This window comes from Fictibacillus solisalsi, assembly GCF_900103485.1.
GTDB lineage: Bacteria > Bacillota > Bacilli > Bacillales > Fictibacillaceae > Fictibacillus_C > Fictibacillus_C solisalsi.
This window is the reverse complement of record NZ_FNHW01000005.1, coordinates 43,596-63,298: the sequence shown is the minus strand read 5'-3', so window position 1 is coordinate 63,298 and position 19,703 is coordinate 43,596. Positions and strand designations below refer to the sequence as shown.

The following is a 19,703-nucleotide window of genomic DNA, read 5'->3' as shown; positions in this document are numbered from 1 at the left end:
TATGGAATTACAACGGTTAAACAAGGAAATGAAACAAAAATATGAGCGGATGATGGATTCTTTATGGCATTTACTTGTAACCGGTAATCCAGATTATATTGAAGTTGCCGAACAGACTGAAAAGGATTACCAAGCATTATTATTATCTAAAGAGGTCCAACAACTGATTCATTCACATAAAAAGGACAGATCAACCAGCAACGATCTTGAATCTTTACAATTGAAAGCACTTTGGAAAGAAACATTAGAGTTTAGTAAGGACTTAACTTTACGGGAAGAAATTAATGAGCTTTGGAGTGAGCTGAATTTCCATTTTGCAACATTTCGGCCTACGATTGAAGGACAAGTCTATACTGAGAGCGAACTTCTTGCAGCACTTGCAAAACAAGCTACCCCAGACGAACGTAAAAAGTTATGGAAAGCTTATATGAAAAGTGGCCAAGAAATCGAGGATCGGTTACTCAAATTAATTGAGAAGAGAAATAAAGTTGCCCGCGAAAAAGGATACTCAAACTTTTACGAACTGAAATTGTCCACCCAAGATTTAAATGTAAAAACTATAAAAGAAACCATTAACCATATTAAATCCTTTCTGGATCCCATTTATGAGGACCTTAAAAACACAATTGATGAAGAAATTATGGAAAGGTTTAATATATCTTCTGAAGAGTTACGGCCTTGGCACTATAAGCACCCTTTTTTTCAATATTATGAAAACACTTCAACAAGTTCCTCTATAGACTTATTAGATATCCAGCACTTTTTCAGTAAAATTAATCTTGATATCACACCCCTCATTCAAAATGGGCACTTTACCAATAGTGAAGACAAAAGCCCTACTGGTTTTTGTTTCCATATTGACCGTCAAGGTGACATTCGAATTTCTGTGAATCAAAATTCCACTTTTCAATCCCTTCAGACAGTGCTTCATGAACTAGGTCATGGCGTTTATGAAATGTTCATCAATTCAGCTCTTCCTTTTATACTAAAACAGCCTTCACAAATCTTCATCAGCGAAGCGGTTGCCTTGTTGTTTGAAAAAATCCCTTTATATTCTTCCCATTTCGGTGCCAACGACTTTTCGAAAGCTTTACCTAAAGAAACATATTATCAGAATTTATTGGTCAGGTTGTATTGGACCATGACTTTAACATTGTTTGAAATGCAGTTATACGAGAACCCGGAACAAAATTTGAACAAGCTATGGTGGACATTGGTAAATGACATTCAAAAAATAAACCCTCCGGATGATTGGGATTTTCCATATTGGGCAAGTAAATCTCACCTCTCAACCTTACCAGTTTACTACCATAACTATTTATTTGGGGAATTACAAGCCTCCACCCTTTTTATTTATTTGACAACCTCTTTTAAAGAGCCCTTTTCGGAGGAGGCACTCCAGGATCTAAAAGAATACTTGTTTTATCCAGGGGCTTCTCTCTTATGGAAAGACGCGTCAACCGCTGATTTTTATCTTCCTGTAACACCTCAACATTTAAAAGATGAAATTACAGCTTATTTTAAGGCAAAGAGTGATTAACATGAATGAAAGTTATAATTCTCGTTTCTTCAATTCCTTACAACTCACAAATAATGGTGTAACCGTAAAAAAAACCAGTGAAAAGACGGACATTCTCCATAGTGAAATATTATGGTATCTTCAAATCCCCGCGCCACTTCAGATCTATATGCCCTATGTACAAGACTATTCCTTACATTCCCATGATATGTTTTTGGAATTGGAACGTATTTCTGTTCCAACGCTCTCGCAACTATATATCAGGAAAAGTGAAGTTAATTGGGAAAATGTTGGAGTGGCCTTGCAATCTATGTTATCTGATTTCCAGCAATACCAAGAGCCCATAAATAAAGAACAAATTCACGCAATGTATTGGGACAAAACGATAAACCGATTAACTGAGTATTTACAAAAAAATCTACTAGATCATCAGGGTAATCATGTTAAAAAAGAATTGAAGATTAACGGAAAGCCATATCCTAATCCGCTGCTATTATTAATGGAGAATCAAAACCATCTTTTAAATCTCCTAAATACAAACGATGGTGCAATTATTCATGGAGATCTTTGTTTTTCTAATATCTTTTATGATGATCGTACACAACGCATTAAATTGATTGATCCAAGAGGATCCTTTGGTAAGCTTACACCTTATGGAGATCCACGATATGATCTTGCAAAACTTAGGCACAGTTTATCAGGATATGACTTACTCATTCATAATTGTTTTGATGTAAGGACCAGCTCTACTTCCATTGAATACCACCTCCATACCACAAAGGAACAAGTAGGTATTCACCGTATATTGACCGATACTCTTCAATTAAATGATAAAACAGTTCGCCTTATAGAAGCACTTCTTTTTCTTTCCATGACTCCACTCCACCAGGACTATCCACAACGGCAGTGGGTTATGTATGGGTTGGGTACTGAACTTTTGTATCAGTTTTTACAAGATGGGCACTAGGAGGACACTATGAGAAGTGGGAAAAAATTAAAGAGCCAGGAATATCAATTAATAATACAGACGACTAGCCATATAAAAATACAGTATCGAAACATAAAAAAGGGAATTGCGTACGTAGGGAAACAAACGTTAGATTTGCTTAAGCACGCTGAGACTCCTTACCGTCAATTCGTTTCTGGAAAACCATTTGCTAATGATCAAGCTTTTTTTAGGAATAGCAGAAATACTTTAACGTGGATTAAGGAACATCAGGTATGAATATTATTTTCCCTCTGATTAGTCGAGAAAAACAAGGAAAGAAGGCGGAAAATTCCCTTCCTAAGATGTTGGTGGAATACAAGGGAAAACCATTGTTTTCTTGGGCGTTACAAGGATTAAAGCCCTTTTTTCAGAAGCCCTATAAACTGATTTTCATCTGTTTAAAGCGAGATCTACAACACCATTCACTGCTACAACAAATAAAACAACATTGTCCCTACCCATGTACAGTCTTTACCCTAGACTCTTGGCCGAGCAGTCAGACACAAACTGTATTAATGGCCCAACAGTACATCGATAATCAACAGCCCTTACTTATCTATTATGGTGATACCTTTTTTGATACAGGTTATCGTTCATGGTCACCTCTTCAAAATTCTGCAGGAGGTATTATTTGGAGCATTGCATCTATAAAATCAGATTCAAGTTATATTAAAGCCAAATCTGATGGTACAGTAGTCAAAGTACTTAAAAAGACCACATCTCCTTATGCTTCAATCGGCCTGTATTTCTTTAGAACAGGTGCCTCATTTGTACAACTAGTAAAAAAAACTTCACACAATAAAATCAAGGTAACAGGAGAAAATGATATTGAAGATCTATACAACGAGCTCATTAAACAAGGAATTACCGTGAAAATGGAAACTGTAAAAACGTGTTTTCCCGTGGTGATGAAGAACAATATCTAGCCACTGGCAATAGGACATATAATAAATCATAAAGGAAAGGAGAGCCCCGCTCTCCTTTCCTTTTATTTTCAATCCACGATCCCTTTTTACCCCAAAAAGATAATATTTAGTTGATGCTTATATTTATTTCTCCTTAAAGCTTTTAACTGTAACTGAACCCCTTTTTTTAGCTGCCTTTACCAATCGCTTTAATTCCTTACTTTCAATTCCTAAGTTACTTGTTTTTTTCTTAAACATACGTTTTCCCCATCCTTCCGGTAACTGTTCGTGTCTACCAGTTTGGACGATATTTTCCCATTTAATACGTTCTAGCTCTCTCCTGTCAGACATACCTATAACTATCTAACAAATTAACTAAATGACGCTAACTTAAAGCCCGGGGAAGGGCTAATCTGAAGTGGGGGAGAGGGGTAAATGAGCTTCATTAATCCATCATTCAAATCTAAATTAAATCAAACCACAAACACACCTATAAAGGAAAATGTTCGGAAACCAGAAAAGGCACCGCGTAAAAAGAGAAGTGACGCTAAATTCGATATTAAGATTTATGTCAGTGAAGATGAAAAAAAAGCAGCTCGACTGTTTGCTAACCGAGCTCGCTTACCTATAACACCTTATTGCTCTGAACTGGTTAAAAAAGCGTTAAGCAGAAGTGAAACATATCCAGAGTCAGAACATCAAACATCCGGAAAACCAATAGAAATCAAACTAGATCAAGCATTTAATACTATATTGATGGATTATTGTATTGAGTGGGATTGCAGTAAACGTAAAGCGGCTCAAAGGATATTTAAATACGCTTTAAAACGGGAAAGAGGATTAACTTTATGAGAGCATATAGCCAACTGGATCTTATAGGACAAGAACTCAAGAAAATACAATCTAATCAGAAAGGAAAGGACTTTTTCAGCAAAGTGTTAGACAGACTATTAGTAAAAAAATACGTAAAGCTAAATATTAAATTGGAACCTGAAGTATTGGTTCGGTCCCAAGGCCTCTGTTATGACCTTTCTCGTGAATTAGAAAGTACATTTAACCAAGCCGATCTTTTACAAGTCTTATATGGTGATTTTTTGTTCTATGTCCGACGAAATTACGATAACCTCCCCCAAATCCTTCAGTGGCTTGTTACTCGTGACATAACTCCACCTGCGATTGAGGACTATAGCGATCAAACCCCTAACATTTATTGTGGGGATGATGAATTGACCACCATTTCCATTACCATGGGAAGGGAGGAAGCTTTGCGTGGCGAACATCTTTGTTTTGACTTAGAAGAAGTGGAAACTAATCACCATTTTACACTGGAATCCTTATTGTCCATTGTCTTTACTGATTTTGTTGAGCAATATAGGAAAGGTAACGTTAAAAATGCCGCAAAGAAAATTCTCAAGTATGTTGAACACAAACCTTCTTCCAATCTTTGAAGCTGGCCACAGCCACGGCACCTTGAAACTGGTGTTGAATCAACATTGTGTTATTAATCGAATACGAATTAAAGCGAGAAATAAAATCTTTTTAGTAAACTTTCAGACGATTAATTCAGAAAGAACTTTATCGGACAGCTTTTGAATCTCCTCTTTTCTTTCCTCACTTGATTTACGAGTAAATTTTTCTTTAGCCAATGATCACACCTCGCGTTTCGTCAAACTCTACAAAAAGAAATAGATTTTACATAACCATCATCGAATCGTTCCGCATAGTATTTGATCTGTTCATCCGAAACGACCTTCGTTTTTCAAAAATATAATTAGCGAGTACCAGTACATTATTTTCGGCATTGATCTCTTCAATCATAAAAACTTTCCTATAGATTGTTCCTCTTGTAATAGAGGAAAAGAGCATAAGGGAAAACTGTCCCCAACTGCGTTGTGGAACTAGGCAAAGCCTAGTGTTTTCATGGGTACAAGAAATTTCAATAGGTGGGCTTATTCGGGATACTTCCGGTCATTAAAGTGGGCTTATATGGGTCTGCTGAAAAGCCATATAAAATTGATAAATCTAATTATCATTTTTTTAATTCAATCTTTTGTTTCTGATCTTTTTTATAAATTTCTTTTTTGGCATTAAGATCTGCAACCAGTTATTGCTTTTGAATCCTCTATTTTCATTATGTATCCATTGATAATGTTTTCTGTTTCAGCCTTTTCTTCTGCGGTTTAATAAATCTTTTCATCTTGATTGGACGCAATTGCATTTTCTAACTCATTTTGTTTCTATTGTTCTTTTCGTTCATTTTTTCGACTTCTTCCAGATATCCTTCAAAAAGAGTATATGAAATCAAATAAAATTACGTTTTGTAAAAACTTTTGTTTAATAAATATTTACCATTATTTGAGCTGGGCATTCTTTTCAACATCCTGCCCATTTTTTTCGAAAATCTTTCGAGTTTATGATAATTTTTAAAAAATATGGTTTATTGGCTAAAAGAAAAGTAACCTCATTAATGAGGTTACTTCAGCATCAATATAAAGCCTAATGTCTACAAGCTGTGCTTTCATGTAGCTTTTATCGTTCTAAGTTAGCATTTCTTCTTTGCCGTTGTTTTGAATTCAAAGGAATTACATCATTTGTTTTGATGTGACTTAATTCTTTGTTCATAAATCGTTTAAAACGTTCCTCTTCTTGGTCTATGATCGGCAGCGCAAAGTCTCTAAATGCTTTAGGGTCCTGTTTAGCCAAAATATTAATGTACTCACTTTTGTTTTTTGCTTCAATGATCACTAATGGGAGAAGTCCCCTTTGTAACAAAGAATAATTGATGAGCAACCGACCAGTCCGTCCATTTCCATCAGTAAAAGGATGAATCCGTTCAAATTGAATATGTGAGTATCCTACAATTTCAAGGATTTTGTTACGGTCTTTAGTATTATCTAACTGCCAATTCAAGTCATTTACCCATTGTCTCATCAACCTGGGGGTTTCTCGGACCAAAGCTGATAAAAAATCGGCACCTTGAATCGCATTTTCACCCGTTTTAAACTTCCCTTTATGATGCAGGAGCTTATTCATCAATAACTCATGGAAATCAAGCATTTTATCAATGGTTAGAGCTTCATTATTGTCTACACTGTTCAAAACATAATGAAAGGCTTCTTTATGATTATCGATCTCATAGAGTTCTCTTAATTGCACACCACTAGGAACCGTATTATACAAAAGGATAGTGACTGTATCGGCTAAGCTAATTGTATTTCCTTCAATAGCTGTTGAATGATGAGCTAGTCGCACCAATACATCATTTAGATATTCTTTTGGTAAGTATTGATTGTGTCCTAGCACATTTAGTTCTCCTTTCTTCTTAAAAATCTACTTCTTCAATTTCCTCCTCAATACCTCCATCAATGTTTTCTGATACACCAATGCTACCTTGAACGACCTTTTCATCAGATTCTCTTTTAGGAGAAGAATTTGAGGAACCCTGTAATTGTTCCTTCATTTCATTGATGGTTTCCTCTAAGTCATCAATTTTATAAACAACCTTGGATAAATTCATAATGAGCGTATCCATCATTCGCTCTTTTTCCACCAGGCTTACCACATAGGGTGTAAGCCTTCTGGTATCTCCTTTTTCAGCAAGTATTCTATAGACGTCTTCTGGCATCTTGTTGGCCGTAAGGCTCAATCTCGGCTTTTTATCAGACATTTATAATCCCTACTTTGTTATGGATTTACGAGCATTCAAACTTAAGATTTCTAAGGCTGCCAAATTGATTGTTCTTGCAGTAGGTTTAAAAATTTCTGTATCATCACCCAACAATTCATTTAAAAAGAAGTGATTTCTTTCTAAGATATCCTCATTTGTTGCTTGTTTTATAGCTTCTTTAATATATGGAGCAAGGATAGGTGCCTCTCCTCCAAAATACACATATTTTTTTCTTTCTCCGTCTGTATTAAAAGCTTCACTAACCTTATACACCAACAATTTAGCGTATTCTTTTAACATTTCAGTAATGGGCAGTGTAATATCTTGTTTTTCTCCTGTATTTTCATTTTTTAATATATATTTTTGGTTACTATAATTTTCAACAATAAAGTTTTCTAGCCTTCTAAGATCCTTAAAATATCTGATCAATTTTTCCTTTAAAAGTTTATCCAGTCTACCTAAATATGGGTCAACATTTATCACTTTAAAGCTTTCTTTACTTGTAGGTGTGTTCAAGCCTTTAGCCAAAAGAACAGCATCTGTGGATCCGCCCCCAATATCCACAAAAACAGTTTCAGCATCTTCAAATGTTTTTGCTTCTTTCCTTTTATCGATACGAGTAGCATTATTTTCTTCATCATTTATTAACTTGTACTTAAGAGCCCAGCGCGCAACTTCGCTCTCTATGTAACATTTTGTTTGTTTTACTATAATGGTTAACTCTGTTTCCATGCCTTTTGTTAAAAGTACAACGTTATGTTCGCCTTCAAAACGCTGAGCCATTTTATTTTGGGCGACACTGAATTTGCTTTCTTCCATAAGAAGCCAAATCGGCAACATCATTAATTCGGAATCAATTACAATTTCTGCTTTATTTTCATCATTATCATTCTTTAATTTAAAATAGTAAGATACCGCTGCAAGAAAAACAGCGTATGGAATGGGACTAGTGATTTTATCATGCATCTTTCCGACATGACTATTTGCATAGGGGTTTAACTTTGCAAGCTTTCCTACCATATAATACTTTTCTTCATTGTTTACAACAGTGGAAATGATTAAACGGTCTAATAAGTCATCTACGTCTTCAACTGCATTTGTAAAATAACCTTCAGCTTCCTCTTTTGAGATTTCTGCCACACATGTAGGAATTTCAAAGTAATAACCGTCCACTAAAAAGTTGCTCGTACTATTTCCAAAATCAGCAAGGAATCGTTCTACGTTCATTTTCCATTCACTCCTAAGTCAAATGTACAACGTTGTGTATTTATTACCTCTATTATCACATATTTTTTTAAAAAGACAAGAGGGATAAGTAGTATAAAGTAACAACATTGTGCAGTCAATTATTCCGAAATGAATTAAGGACTCAACGTTGTTAACTTGTATGTTTTTTGATATCTAGAAAATACAGAATAATTATTAATTTTAATTATTTGTAATTTAACGTTTAACGTTATCCAGGAACCTTTTGAGAAAGAGCTCAGCTGTTTGATTAGACGAGAAGATTTCTGTGTTTATTCTCTGGAAGTAGTTTTGTAGTAAGTTTGAGATACAGAGCTGAATGGCAAAATTCATATTCTGTTATCGCATCAGTGACTAGAAGCAACAGATACTGTAAATAGATAGTTTTGTTTATAATTATACTTACGTTTACGCTTGCATATACAAACTTATTTTTGATTTAATTGGCGTTTATAAGTACAAGTACATTTCTATTTTTGATTTCACTTATGTTTATGATTGCAAATACATTTTTACTTTTAATTTAACTTACGTTTATAAGTGCATACACATATTTACTTTTGAAAGTTATTGATGTTTTGAAGGTGATAATGCCTTTTTTAACATATCCCTCTTTGCTCAGGTTGATAGTTTAGTGCTTGAATACATTTATTAAGACAAACCTTTTGCAGTTAGTAGCTGTATCCGTGCAGAACAAAGAAGACGGGTCAATGGAGCTTGTGATAACCGCATCCATTTCTTCCGCACGTATTCGTCAAGTTCTCGCTTTCTGTGCGATGACTTTCCCAGTTCGGTCCTTAGCCAAAACAACGTAGTTTTGTATTAAGTTGATACAGAGCTAGAGTTGAAAGTCGAAATCACATTCTTTTAACGCATCAATGACTAGAAGCAACAGCTACTGTAGAAAATAGTTATGTTTGTGTTTATACTTCCATTTACACTTACGAATTCATATCCACTTTTGTTTTAACATTTGTTTATAAATGCATATACATTTCTACTTTTAATTCTATTTGCGTTTATGAGTACGCCTTTAATTTCAATTATTTTTGAATACAAAATGTATAAGAACGTATCTGGGCTTATCGTCTCAAATACATTAGGGAGTTGTTTAATACTATATTTCATTCCTGTGTTTTCTTCTTTAAATATCATAGTAATAACTTTTTTATAAGTTAAAGGATATGAAGAGTAATTGATTGGGCTACCGGCCTTTTTAATGATTGAGCTTACTCACGAAGTTTCACAAGATACGGTATCTAAACAAAGGACGGCACTGTACAAGGCAGCGTCGCTAATTTATTTCAAGTAACATAAAAAAATCTTTCTTAAGTAATTGCCCTCATATAGGGCTCTGTAAAAAATACTTTGTTGTCATGGGTGTTGATTGGGTTGAGTGTTTTTCTTTGTTAAATTGATTTTAGAATAGAATAAAACAACAACAAGAGGTTTGTTGTTGTTTTTAATGTTTTTTCTTTGTTTTAACTGTTTTTAATGTTTTAGGACAGTAACTTTGCCGGTTGTAGAAGGCTTTTTAAGGGGTTACTATCACTAAATTAGAGTATAGTATCACTATATTAGCGAGAAGTATCACGTATTTAGCGTGCAAGTATCACTTGTTCAGCGTCAAGTATCACCTTTTAAGCGTTATATCACTTGTTCAGCGTATAACTTTAGTGTTTTACAAAAATCCTTATTGTAACGCTACTTTTCAAGTTATTATCACTAAATCAGCGTTGTTTGAGATAAAGTATCACGAATTTAGCGTCAGGTACGATCTTCTGTTAAATATCACTGAACAGAGTTTTTTAAGTATCACGAATTCGGCGATACATATGATGATTCATTATCTATCACTTTTTCAGCGCGAATTTCAAGGGTTTTAATTATCACCTTTTCAGCGAAAAGAAGGAGATACATTTCATATTAAAGTGACGAGCATACCTTTCACTCAAAAGAGTATTACTTGTGATGCTTCTATAAAATAATATGTATTTTGCTTTGAGAATAGTCGTTCTCTCCTAACTATCACCACTTCAGCGTTAGCTTTTTCTATTAATATCACCATTTCAGCGTTAGACTTTTCTTTTAATATCACCACTTCAGCGAGAAAAGCTTAAGCCTTTTCAGTACCGATGTGCTTTTTCTATTTCACTCTTTTAATAATTGAATGAAATTCAGGAACTATCATTCATTCAGCGCTGGATCCTTTTTTAATAAACCAAGATTGTTAAAACGTATTATCACTAAACTAGCGTCATTATTGTGTTTACTCAAACTAGTATCACTAAACCAGCGTCATTATCGTGTTTACCGAATTAGTATCACTAAATTAGCGTTGATGAGAATGAATAACAGCCTAGTTTTTGGCATGATCACTTTTCAAGTATCACTCTTTCAGCGTCTGCTATTGTTAATATCACCATTTCAGTGTTTAGGTTAAAAAATAAAAAGTCGATTTTTATACGTTCTTGGAAGATTTGTCTTTCAATGTTTTATCACTTGATTTATAGTAGTGATAATAGGATTGATTGGAGGTTATATTGGTGGAACAAAAGTATGAAGCCCCTCCCCTAAGTGATAGTTTGGCATATTACGGAATGCAGGCACCAGTCATTCGAGAAGCCGATCATCTCAGCGGTCATAACTGGGTAACTAAGTCGAACGCCTTGATTGAAAAAACCTATCAATTATCTGTGATGGAACAGAAATTGATTCTAACGCTTGCAAGCCTTGTACAGCCGTCTGATGAGGCATTTAGGCCATATCAGATCAAAGTATCAGATTTTGTCCAACTGCTGGGTTTAAAGTCGACTGGGAAGTACACAGAAATTAGAAAGATTGTACAAGCACTTCAGCAAAAGACTTTACCTATTCATACTGGTCAGTCTCTGTTAGATATTACCTGGCTTTCGAGCGCAGAATACTTCCATGGTAAAGGATATGTTGAGTTAGAATTCAGCCCTAAATTAAAACCATACCTATTGCAGCTTAAAGAGAAGTTTACTACATATCAGTTAAAAAACATTATACAATTGCGTTCTTCATACTCCATTCGGATTTATGAGTTGCTAAAACAATATGAGCCTATTAAACACAGGTCCTTTACTCTTGAAGAGCTACGGTCAGTACTTGGTATTGAACCAAATAAGTATAAACTGTTTGGTCATTTTAAGGATAAGGTGTTAAACGTAGGAAAGAAAGAGCTTGAGGAAAAAACGGACCTCCGTTTTGAATTTGAAGAAATAAAAAAGGGCCGTAAGGTTACCGGTATTAAATTTTATATTTATAAAAATAAAGCTAAGATTAAAAGCATTGCACTTTCTGGAGATGAAGATTATCAGCAAATGATCCAAGAAGCACTTGAAAATATGGGAGTGACAAAGTTAGTAGCTGAGAGTTTGATTAAAGAGCATGATCTTGAGCAAGTGGAGCGCAATATTGCTTACTCCAAACCAATCATTAAAAAAAGGAAGCTCGACAATCCAGTAGGATTCCTAATTAAATCAATTCAGGATGACTATGCATCAAGTAAAAAGTCTTCGGTAAGAGAACTTCCAGAATATTTACGTGAGCCAGATAAACCAACAGATGCACCAAAAAAGAGTTTGGAGCTCTATCAACAAACAGAAAAAGAAATCGAACAACACTTGTTAGAAACCAAAGAACTTTTACGTAGTATTATGGAAATCATGGATGAAGATGATGAAAAGTTAGACTCCCGATTTCATGATGAGGTGATTCGCTGTTTTAGTGATATTAAGAAGAAAAGAGATCAAATGAAGCTTCCCCCTTTTGAAGTAGAAAATTTTAAAAGCGAAGAAATTCGTTCAATTTATATTTCCTTGTTACCTGTTCATTTAGAAGTATAGAAGAAAAAGCCAATGCATATGCATTGGCTTTATTTATATTACAAATACACAAATGTTTATACTTGTGTATTTGTAATATAAAACTTAACCGCTGATGTTATAAAATATGAAAACAAAAGCATTTACGTAAGTGTATTTAAAATTATAATTATAAATGTAGATGTTTGAATTAAGATGCCCCCAGGAGTTGTGTCTTAAAATGCATGTCATGCCAGAGCCTCGTATTTATGTTTAAGTCTTTACTTTTGTCCTGCACAATTACCAACCATTTTTTTCTCTGGAAATCGTCAGTGAAAAATTGCATATCACAAGGATTAAATCAGCAAGTGTGCTTTTGTAAACATAAGTGTTTACAAAAGCAATAGTAAAAATATGATAGTTTAGTTATTGTGAGTGTATTGCTAGAAACATGTGCTTTTAGGAGTACTATTCATTTGATTGTTTATATCTGAATTTTTATCTAATAAAATGGCGTTGGGATAGTCTTAGGTATACGACGATCTATATTTAATTACAAAGACGATTATGTTTGTGTAAACGGGTGTGTGTGAATTTGTAAATATATCTTAAATGAAATGTTTTTATATAAGTATAACCATTTACACAAGTATAATTGCTTACGTAAGCGCATTTATTTATTTTTTGAAGCGATGCTAAATAACACCTAATAATCCCTGCATCGTTGCGTTACAAGATATTTTTCAAAAGTTATTGATTCCCTATTGGTATTTCCTGGTGAATATTTATTTGGTATTCAAAAGGAAGAAAGTATAAACGGTAGTAACAATCTTTCACAAGTAAAAAACGCTTCCGTAAACAATTTTGTTTTTGGGTGTGATATAATTTATATTGCAAATACACAATCGTTTACACTTGTGTAGAAGGAAATGTATAAGTATAATCGAATAGATATAGAAAGGAGGAATGGTCATGGCTATTACTATTAGTTTTGGCATTCAAAAAGGCGGCGTTGGCAAAACCACAACTGCAGCTATTACTAGTTATTTACTTAGTAAAGAAGCAAAAGTACTGGCAGTGGATTTTGACTCCCAAGGTAACTTAACAAGCTTCCTAACACAGCGAAATATTTATGATTTTACAGAAAAAACAATACTTCAAGCCTTGAAAGATAAAAATCCCATTCCTTACATATATGAAGTTTCCCCTAATTTACATGTACTCCCTGCAGAAGACTACCTTTCAACGCTTCCGCAGTACCTGTACAGGGAGTATGGGCCTACTGGTAAAAATGTTAATGAGCTTCTTAAAGATACTCTGGCTGTTGTAAAAGACGAATATGATTATATCTTTATTGATATGCCGCCTAACCTTGGGGATCATACAGTTAATGGCGTGACTGCGAGCGACTATGCAGTGGTTCTGCTGCAGTCGGAACCATTTTGTTATGATGCGCTAGAACGGTATCTTGAGTTTTTACAAGGGGTAAAAGAATATACTAACCAGGATTTAAAATTAGCAGGGATTTTAACCTGCATGTTAGATGCAAGAGCCACAATTGATTTATCTATTCTGGAGAAAACAAGGAATGATTATGAAGACCTGGTGTTTGATTCTGTAATTCGAAGAAGGAGTAAAATTAAAGAGTATACGATTGAAGGAATTAAAACACATACAAAAAAAGATAATGAAGCACTGAAACAATATACGGATTTTGTAAAGGAGTTGAAAGAGCGTGTCCAAAAAAGACCGATTCAACGCACTACTTAAAGATAAGGATCAAGAAACTAGTAAAGGTGAAGTTAGTAAGAATGCTCACCTTGCCCTTTTTGGAAACGAAAACATTTCCGAAAACGCAAGCGAATCCGAAAGTAGTAAAGAAAAAAATGTATCGACTTCAAGTGAATCAATAAATATCAGTGAACTTGCGGATAAATTAGCCGCAGCCAATAAACCTAAACGCGTAAAATTTGAAGATACACATACCAAATCCACATATTGGATTAGAGATGATATCTTAGAGGCATTTAATAAGATTGCTGGTGAAAGAGGAGAAAAAACTCGTATCATTAATCAGGCGCTTATTGATTACTTTCATAAATTAGAAAAAGAATTAAGTTAACAACTGTGCCACCTCCGGGTGGCTTTTTATATAGAGTTATTTTATATACTTACATAAACACTTACGTCTACAAAAGTGTTTATGCACTCGGTATTATTAACAACAGGTACACTAGAAATATAGAAACATTAATACTAAACATTTGTATTTGGAAGTGTAAACAATTCCGGAATTAAAATTGAATACTTCTTGTTATATTACGTGATTTTGACCTTGTTCGGTGGATTTATACGAATTATATGTAATAAATAGAAACCATATACAAAAACAAAAACACTTATGTAAACGCAAGTGTTCCAATAATTTAAACAGTAAAATAGTGTCGGAGAGCACATTGAACTAATCTTACAATTTAATCAATAAAATCGCTTTTATTTTTACATGCGTAAACGCAAGTGTAAATGGAAGTGAAAATCTACATATCCTTTATTCGTTTTATAAGGTTCTCTGTCATTTTCCTTTTTTTATTCTTTGTCGTAATTCTGTCCATCTGATCCAGGATTTATACATTCTATTTCTACTAATCTTTCAATTAGTAACAAAGGATCTTTTTAGGAACACTACTTAGCGATGAGGAACAAGAAACTAGGTAAGGGTCAAGTTAGTAAGAATGCTCATCTTGCTCTTTTTAGAAACATAAAAGCATGTCCGAAAACGCGAGCAAATCCCAGAGTAGCAAAGAAGATAATGTATCGGCTCCAAACAAAGCAATGAAATATCAGTGAATTTGCGGATAAATTAGCTACAACCAATAAACCTAAACGCGTAAAGTTTGAAGACACACATACTAAATCTACATATTGGATTAGAGATGATGTCTTAGAAGCTTTTAATAAGATTTCTTGTGAAAGAGGCGAAAAAATTCATATAATTAATCAGGCGCTTATTAATTACTTTCACAAATTAGAAAAAGAATATGCTAACGACTGTGCTAACTACGGGGAGCTTTTTTGTATATTGTTTACTTTCATAAACACACACACTTTACATAAGTGTCTATTCGCCTAGTGATATTGACAACGGGTACCATGGTAAAAATAGAATAAGCAATATTACACTTTTGTATCTGGAAGTGTAAACAATTCCGTAATTATAATCGAACATGTTTTATTTTAATATGTGAATTTTGAATCTGTTTGGTGGATTGAAACGAATTATATGTAATAAATAAAAACCATATACAAAAACAAAAACAAAAACACTTACGTAAATACAAGTGTTTCAATAAAAAATATTGTGGGAGAGCACATGGAACTAATCTTACGATTTAATCACTTATAAAATCGCTTTTATTCTTATATACGTAAACACAAGTGTATGTGGAAGTAAATTTTACATGATAGTAAAAACTTATTCGTTTTACAAGGTCTCTGTCATATTCTTTTTTGCTTGTTTATCCTTTATCCTTATTCTGTCCGTGTGAACCATGATTTATACATCCGGTTCTACTGATTTTTGAATTAGTAACAAGGGATCTTCTCAGGAACCAGAAGAGGGTAATAATCGTAATTTTCTTCCTACAAGATTTTGAATTTATTAGATAAGAAAGTCTAGCGACAAGTTGGATCGAACAGTTATAAAATAACTGAGAACCCAGCTGATGTAAAAAGAATGCCTACAATTATTACTTTTGTTTTTACTTATGTTTTTGCTTGTGTATACCTAAGTGTTTTTATAATTGAAACTATACTTGCTTGTTTCTTAGTATCCCATTTGTTTAAGGACTTATAATAACTTGCATCTCTCTAATAGAAAAATTGCTAAACGCTCTACTCATCATGCAACTTCATTAAGTTCTGATGGGTAATAGGCACTTGCGGCATGAACCAAATGGTTATACATAAAGCAGACCAATTGGCTTAAGGATTGGTTTATTTTTTATAAATACCTAGCGTTATCTATTAAGTAAAATTTAGCAACACTCAATCATTTTGTTTTGAGAATAGTGAGGAAGGCGGAGCATGTCCCATTCAATAAAAACACGTAGAAAGTCCCTTCAAAATAAAGGGTTTTTCTGTTTTAATGATACAAACTCCATATGAAAAAGCAGTCAATCAACTCAAGGAAGGAGCAAGGGCATAATGAGATTTGCACCCGGAACGAAAGTTGAAACAAATGACAGCTATTATGAGATGTTTAAAAGAAGAGTAAAAGGTGAGGTTATTAATTTTAATCCTTTACTGGATGCAGTGACCATGAAATGGGAACATCAAGAAGGAATAATCATTCCAGAGCAGCAGGACGAGCATGTATTGATGAAAACAGAGGATCTGCAAACGCAAAAACAATTAATGGTATAGAAAAAATGCCTCTTCATTTGAAGGGGCTTTTATATTTTCACTTTGTCAAAAAGATAGTGTTAAAGTAAGTCCATCCACTCACACAGATTGGACAGGGGAAAATCATTTATAAAAACCGGTTTAGAGAGTTCGGGTTGAATCTCTTATAAAATCTCCATTATTTAGTGAATTGTTTAGCTTTATGATTAGGGTGATATAAACTTCACAACCAATATGTTAAAATAAGAATCTAATAATTTTGATAACCAAATATTAAATCACTAAAGGAAGTGTGGGAGCAACTTGGTTAATAGTTCAGATTATATAATGAGAGATATGTTATCTGGTCCAAAATGGCGGAGAATAGTTAAAGAAGCGATGGATTCAGGGGTAAGCAAAGAACAGTTTCGTAGATTCTTAGATGAAAAACAAAAGAAATCAAATCACAAAGAGGATGCTGGAGCATAAAAGCAGAATCCTCTAGTTAAGGGATAATGTTGATATATAAAGAGGGTTTTATATCGGTGGGGGCCGAGGTAAAACCCTCTTTCTTTTTTGTTTTTTTTATAATAGTTCCTAATATGTATAACCAAGTATTTAAATAAGTCGTGTTAAAGGTTGGTTGCCAGACTGTTGAATTAATATTAATACTTGGAGTTTCGTCTTTATTTCCTTTGAATTTCTATTCATGATGAGTAATACAAAATCAATTCTTATACTGTTACTTAACTGGTGATATTAAAAAACACTGATTGTCGGTATCAACTAATAATTGATGTAATTTGGAATCCAATTTTAAATCCAGCATCTTAGGTATTGTTACTATGCCTTTTTTGCTGACTTTTGTAAATGTTAGGTTATCCGTTTCGATTACCAATTTAGAACTTATAATAATTTCCATTTCTTTCAAACAAACTAAAACTTTGTCAGATACTTCAATCTCAAATTCTTCTCGCCATGCAATGGGCAGTACAATGTTTCGTTGCTTGTGAGGAATGTAATATTTATCTGTCTCAATAATCAAGTTGTGGCCTCCTCAGCAGGTTATATTCAAATAATACCCTTATTAACCAATAAATTACTGGTTAAAAAGTTTGAATTTCTATCCTTTTATCCCTCTGAAGTACCACAACAATTTATCTAATTTTCACTTCCACTAAATCCATTAGTTTATTCGAAATACATCTCCATTGAAATCAACAATTCTTAGCTCCCTTTTATAAGAATCAATAAAGTGTATCTTTCCAATTAACAAACGAAAGTCACCTCGTTCAAAGTATGTTAAACATAACTCCAAGTTATTGGCCATGGCCTCATAGATCGTTTCCTCCATTAGTTGCAACTGCTATTCATCCAATTCCGGTTTCACTTTCTTCCCTTGGTCCCGGTCAAACACTCTAAGCGCTTTTACGTGTTCTGGCAGCATTATAGCCGTCCATTTTAATGCACCTCGGTCACGCAACATAATTTCCCCTCCACAGTCTCATTCTTTTTAACAGTATATACGAATATACGTTCTCTTATATGTGGATAACGGAACGTATGTTCGGTATAATGGATAAAAGGAAGGTGTATTTTATGGAAAATTTCTTTGTAAAGTGCCAAAAAACAGCTCAACCAGTTGAAATTGTGTATTTAGCAAACAACGGATCCATTACACAACGGACCATTTTAATTAATGAGATAGAAGAGTCTTTCATTAAAGCTTACTGCTATTCAAGAAAGGCTATACGGACATTTAAAAAGGAACATATTCTGGCAGTTAACTATAGAAGGAATAATAAAGTGTTACTTCAAAGGAGAGATACCATTGCATAAATTATCAGCAAGGCAACAAATTGTGCTTGAAGCGATCAAATTATTTATGGCTACGAATCACTACCCACCGACTGTAAGAGAAATTGCTGAAATGGTTGGAGTTACATCTACCAATACCGTTTTAGAATACTTAGAGAGATTAAGAAGAGAAGGGCTGGTTAGCTTGGAAGAGGGAAATCCGAGAATATTAAAGATAATTCATTCTGCATAGTTAGTTACATTCTTACTTTTAAATGCGGAAGCGGAATTAAATACACAAGTGGCTATACTTGTGTACTCGTTTGTGTTTTAAATTTATTGTTAACGTTTACTTGGTAACTAGATTATAAACAGTTTGAGGACATACCAATCTTCTTTGCCAAGTTTAGAAAAGTGCATAACATTTGCAAGGAATTAATTTATCAATTGAGCTACATAACAAACTGTCTTTGTCATTTCAACACTATTCCATGGTTGGGAGCGGGTACGGTTTCAAATATTTTAAATAACTAAAAGGGATAGAATAGGAAATGAAGCTTAGTGAAGCTTTACAGTCACCAGCACCAAAAAATCGGTACCACTTTTAAAATTAGGATTTCACCTTCTTTTGCTATAATTTCTAGGCCATGAAGATCCTGTTATATTTTATTACCCACGCCCTGTAGCACCTGGAATTGTTATACTGCTTTCCTAATTTACAGACTTACACTTACAAAAGCAAAATCACAAGTGAATAATTTTTGGATATGCTTGCGAAAATGGAAGTGAAAACATATATTAATATTGAACGTTATATACTATGTGCAAAATTCACAATAGATATTATAATAATAGCAATACAGCTTATCCGAGGAACCAAAACATATCAAGTAAAAAATACAAAGATATTTCTAGAAATGAAGGGAGAGAGAGATGGACGGGTACCAAAACAGAGGATTTCTACTTAAACAAAAGGCTTTTTTAAAACTTCATATTCTACATAAAGTTGAAAAGAAAAATGGATACGGATTACAGATTCTAGATGAGCTACGTAAAGAATTTAAACAATTTGGTTACTCACCCAATCATTCAGATATTTATAGGATATTGCAGGAGCTCACGAAAGAGGGGATTCTTCGGAGGGAAAAAAGGTTAATGGACGGTAATGCCGAATTCCAAGAAATTGTTGTATATCATCTCACGGAAAAAGCACCTGAAGCAATAGTTTTGTACAAAAAACAAATGAAAGTTGAATTGGATCGATGTATTTCATTATTAAACAAAACTGTTCATGATATTTATGGTTAACGAATAGAGATTATTATCATGATCTTATTAATGATAAAGAGGGATCAGCAATAATGAGTTTTAT

General features: G+C 33.8%; 18 protein-coding genes and 1 pseudogene. 12 read left to right on the top strand and 7 right to left on the bottom strand.

What is annotated here, in order from left to right; translation table 11 throughout:
- Nucleotide 1 precedes the first annotated feature (1 nt).
- The 3 genes from BLT53_RS21705 (at nt 2) to BLT53_RS21690 (ending at nt 3,433) form a co-directional block, all read left to right on the top strand.
- Nucleotides 2–1,540 (top strand): M2 family metallopeptidase, encoded by a 1,539-nt coding sequence (locus tag BLT53_RS21705; RefSeq protein WP_090238684.1) that lies wholly within the window; start codon nt 2–4, stop codon nt 1,538–1,540.
- Nucleotide 1,541: 1 nt separating this feature from the next.
- Nucleotides 1,542–2,486 (top strand): hypothetical protein, encoded by a 945-nt coding sequence (locus BLT53_RS21700; RefSeq protein ID WP_090238681.1) that lies wholly within the window; start codon nt 1,542–1,544, stop codon nt 2,484–2,486.
- A gap of 254 nt (nt 2,487–2,740) precedes the next feature.
- Entirely contained in the window at nt 2,741–3,433 is a 693-nt protein-coding gene (locus BLT53_RS21690) for a glycosyltransferase family protein (protein ID WP_090238676.1), read from the top strand.
- A gap of 123 nt (nt 3,434–3,556) precedes the next feature.
- On the opposite strand, the gene BLT53_RS21685 is transcribed toward BLT53_RS21690, so the two are convergent.
- Entirely contained in the window at nt 3,557–3,763 is a 207-nt protein-coding gene (locus tag BLT53_RS21685; protein WP_090238673.1) for a hypothetical protein, read from the bottom strand.
- An 84-nt stretch (nt 3,764–3,847) separates the two neighbouring features.
- Here BLT53_RS21685 and BLT53_RS21680 point away from each other — a divergent pair, with 84 nt between their 5' ends.
- Both BLT53_RS21680 and BLT53_RS21675 read left to right on the top strand, forming a co-directional pair.
- Nucleotides 3,848–4,264: a hypothetical protein gene (locus BLT53_RS21680; RefSeq protein WP_090238671.1), complete on the top strand. Its 417-nt coding sequence runs from the start codon at nt 3,848–3,850 to the stop codon at nt 4,262–4,264.
- Entirely contained in the window at nt 4,261–4,860 is a 600-nt protein-coding gene (locus BLT53_RS21675; RefSeq protein WP_090238668.1) for a hypothetical protein, read from the top strand. The genes BLT53_RS21680 and BLT53_RS21675 overlap by 4 nt, the downstream gene beginning before the upstream one ends.
- Before the next feature lie 1,081 nt (nt 4,861–5,941).
- On the opposite strand, the gene BLT53_RS21670 is transcribed toward BLT53_RS21675, so the two are convergent.
- The 4 genes and pseudogenes from BLT53_RS21670 to BLT53_RS25545 all read right to left on the bottom strand — a co-directional run.
- Nucleotides 5,942–6,715: a Fic family protein gene (locus BLT53_RS21670; RefSeq protein ID WP_090238665.1), complete on the bottom strand. Its 774-nt coding sequence runs from the start codon at nt 6,713–6,715 to the stop codon at nt 5,942–5,944.
- A gap of 19 nt (nt 6,716–6,734) precedes the next feature.
- The gene (locus BLT53_RS21665) at nt 6,735–7,079 is read right to left on the bottom strand and encodes a hypothetical protein (RefSeq protein ID WP_090238662.1); all 345 of its coding nucleotides are present in this window, start codon (nt 7,077–7,079) and stop codon (nt 6,735–6,737) included.
- A 9-nt stretch (nt 7,080–7,088) separates the two neighbouring features.
- Nucleotides 7,089–8,306, bottom strand: coding sequence for an Alp7A family actin-like protein (locus BLT53_RS21660; RefSeq protein ID WP_090238660.1), 1,218 nt, complete (start codon nt 8,304–8,306; stop codon nt 7,089–7,091).
- Nucleotides 8,307–8,881: 575 nt separating this feature from the next.
- Nucleotides 8,882–9,135: pseudogene (locus BLT53_RS25545) on the bottom strand (IS1595 family transposase); the annotation flags it as partial.
- 1,735 nt (nt 9,136–10,870) lie between these two features.
- Between BLT53_RS25545 and BLT53_RS21655 the strand changes: the two are divergent.
- From BLT53_RS21655 to BLT53_RS21635, 5 genes are all read left to right on the top strand, one after another.
- Complete coding sequence (locus BLT53_RS21655) at nt 10,871–12,196, top strand: replication initiation protein (protein ID WP_090238657.1); 1,326 nt, start codon at nt 10,871–10,873, stop codon at nt 12,194–12,196.
- A gap of 930 nt (nt 12,197–13,126) precedes the next feature.
- The gene (locus tag BLT53_RS21650) at nt 13,127–13,924 is read left to right on the top strand and encodes a ParA family protein (protein ID WP_090238654.1); all 798 of its coding nucleotides are present in this window, start codon (nt 13,127–13,129) and stop codon (nt 13,922–13,924) included.
- Nucleotides 13,890–14,276: a hypothetical protein gene (locus BLT53_RS21645; RefSeq protein ID WP_090238651.1), complete on the top strand. Its 387-nt coding sequence runs from the start codon at nt 13,890–13,892 to the stop codon at nt 14,274–14,276. Before BLT53_RS21650 ends, BLT53_RS21645 begins: the two co-directional genes overlap by 35 nt.
- Before the next feature lie 2,081 nt (nt 14,277–16,357).
- Nucleotides 16,358–16,576, top strand: a complete 219-nt coding sequence (locus tag BLT53_RS21640) for a hypothetical protein (protein WP_090238648.1) — start codon at nt 16,358–16,360, stop codon at nt 16,574–16,576.
- Nucleotides 16,577–16,858: 282 nt separating this feature from the next.
- Nucleotides 16,859–17,023, top strand: coding sequence for an anti-repressor SinI family protein (locus tag BLT53_RS21635; RefSeq protein ID WP_090238645.1), 165 nt, complete (start codon nt 16,859–16,861; stop codon nt 17,021–17,023).
- Nucleotides 17,024–17,276: 253 nt separating this feature from the next.
- Here the strand turns inward: BLT53_RS21635 and BLT53_RS21630 are convergent, their stop codons facing one another.
- Together BLT53_RS21630 and BLT53_RS25540 are read right to left on the bottom strand one after the other, a co-directional pair.
- Complete coding sequence (locus BLT53_RS21630; protein ID WP_090238642.1) at nt 17,277–17,579, bottom strand: hypothetical protein; 303 nt, start codon at nt 17,577–17,579, stop codon at nt 17,277–17,279.
- A gap of 141 nt (nt 17,580–17,720) precedes the next feature.
- Nucleotides 17,721–17,864 (bottom strand): YolD-like family protein, encoded by a 144-nt coding sequence (locus BLT53_RS25540; RefSeq protein WP_244520542.1) that lies wholly within the window; start codon nt 17,862–17,864, stop codon nt 17,721–17,723.
- A 501-nt stretch (nt 17,865–18,365) separates the two neighbouring features.
- On the opposite strand from BLT53_RS25540, the gene BLT53_RS21615 reads away from it, so the two are divergent.
- Both BLT53_RS21615 and BLT53_RS21610 read left to right on the top strand, forming a co-directional pair.
- Nucleotides 18,366–18,584 carry a LexA family protein gene (locus tag BLT53_RS21615; RefSeq protein ID WP_170834465.1) on the top strand — a complete coding sequence of 73 codons (219 nt, stop codon included), beginning with the start codon at nt 18,366–18,368 and terminating at the stop codon, nt 18,582–18,584.
- A gap of 680 nt (nt 18,585–19,264) precedes the next feature.
- A complete protein-coding gene (locus BLT53_RS21610) occupies nt 19,265–19,639 on the top strand; it encodes a helix-turn-helix transcriptional regulator (protein WP_090238634.1) in 375 nt (124 codons plus the stop codon).
- The last annotated feature ends 64 nt before the right edge of the window (nt 19,640–19,703 follow it).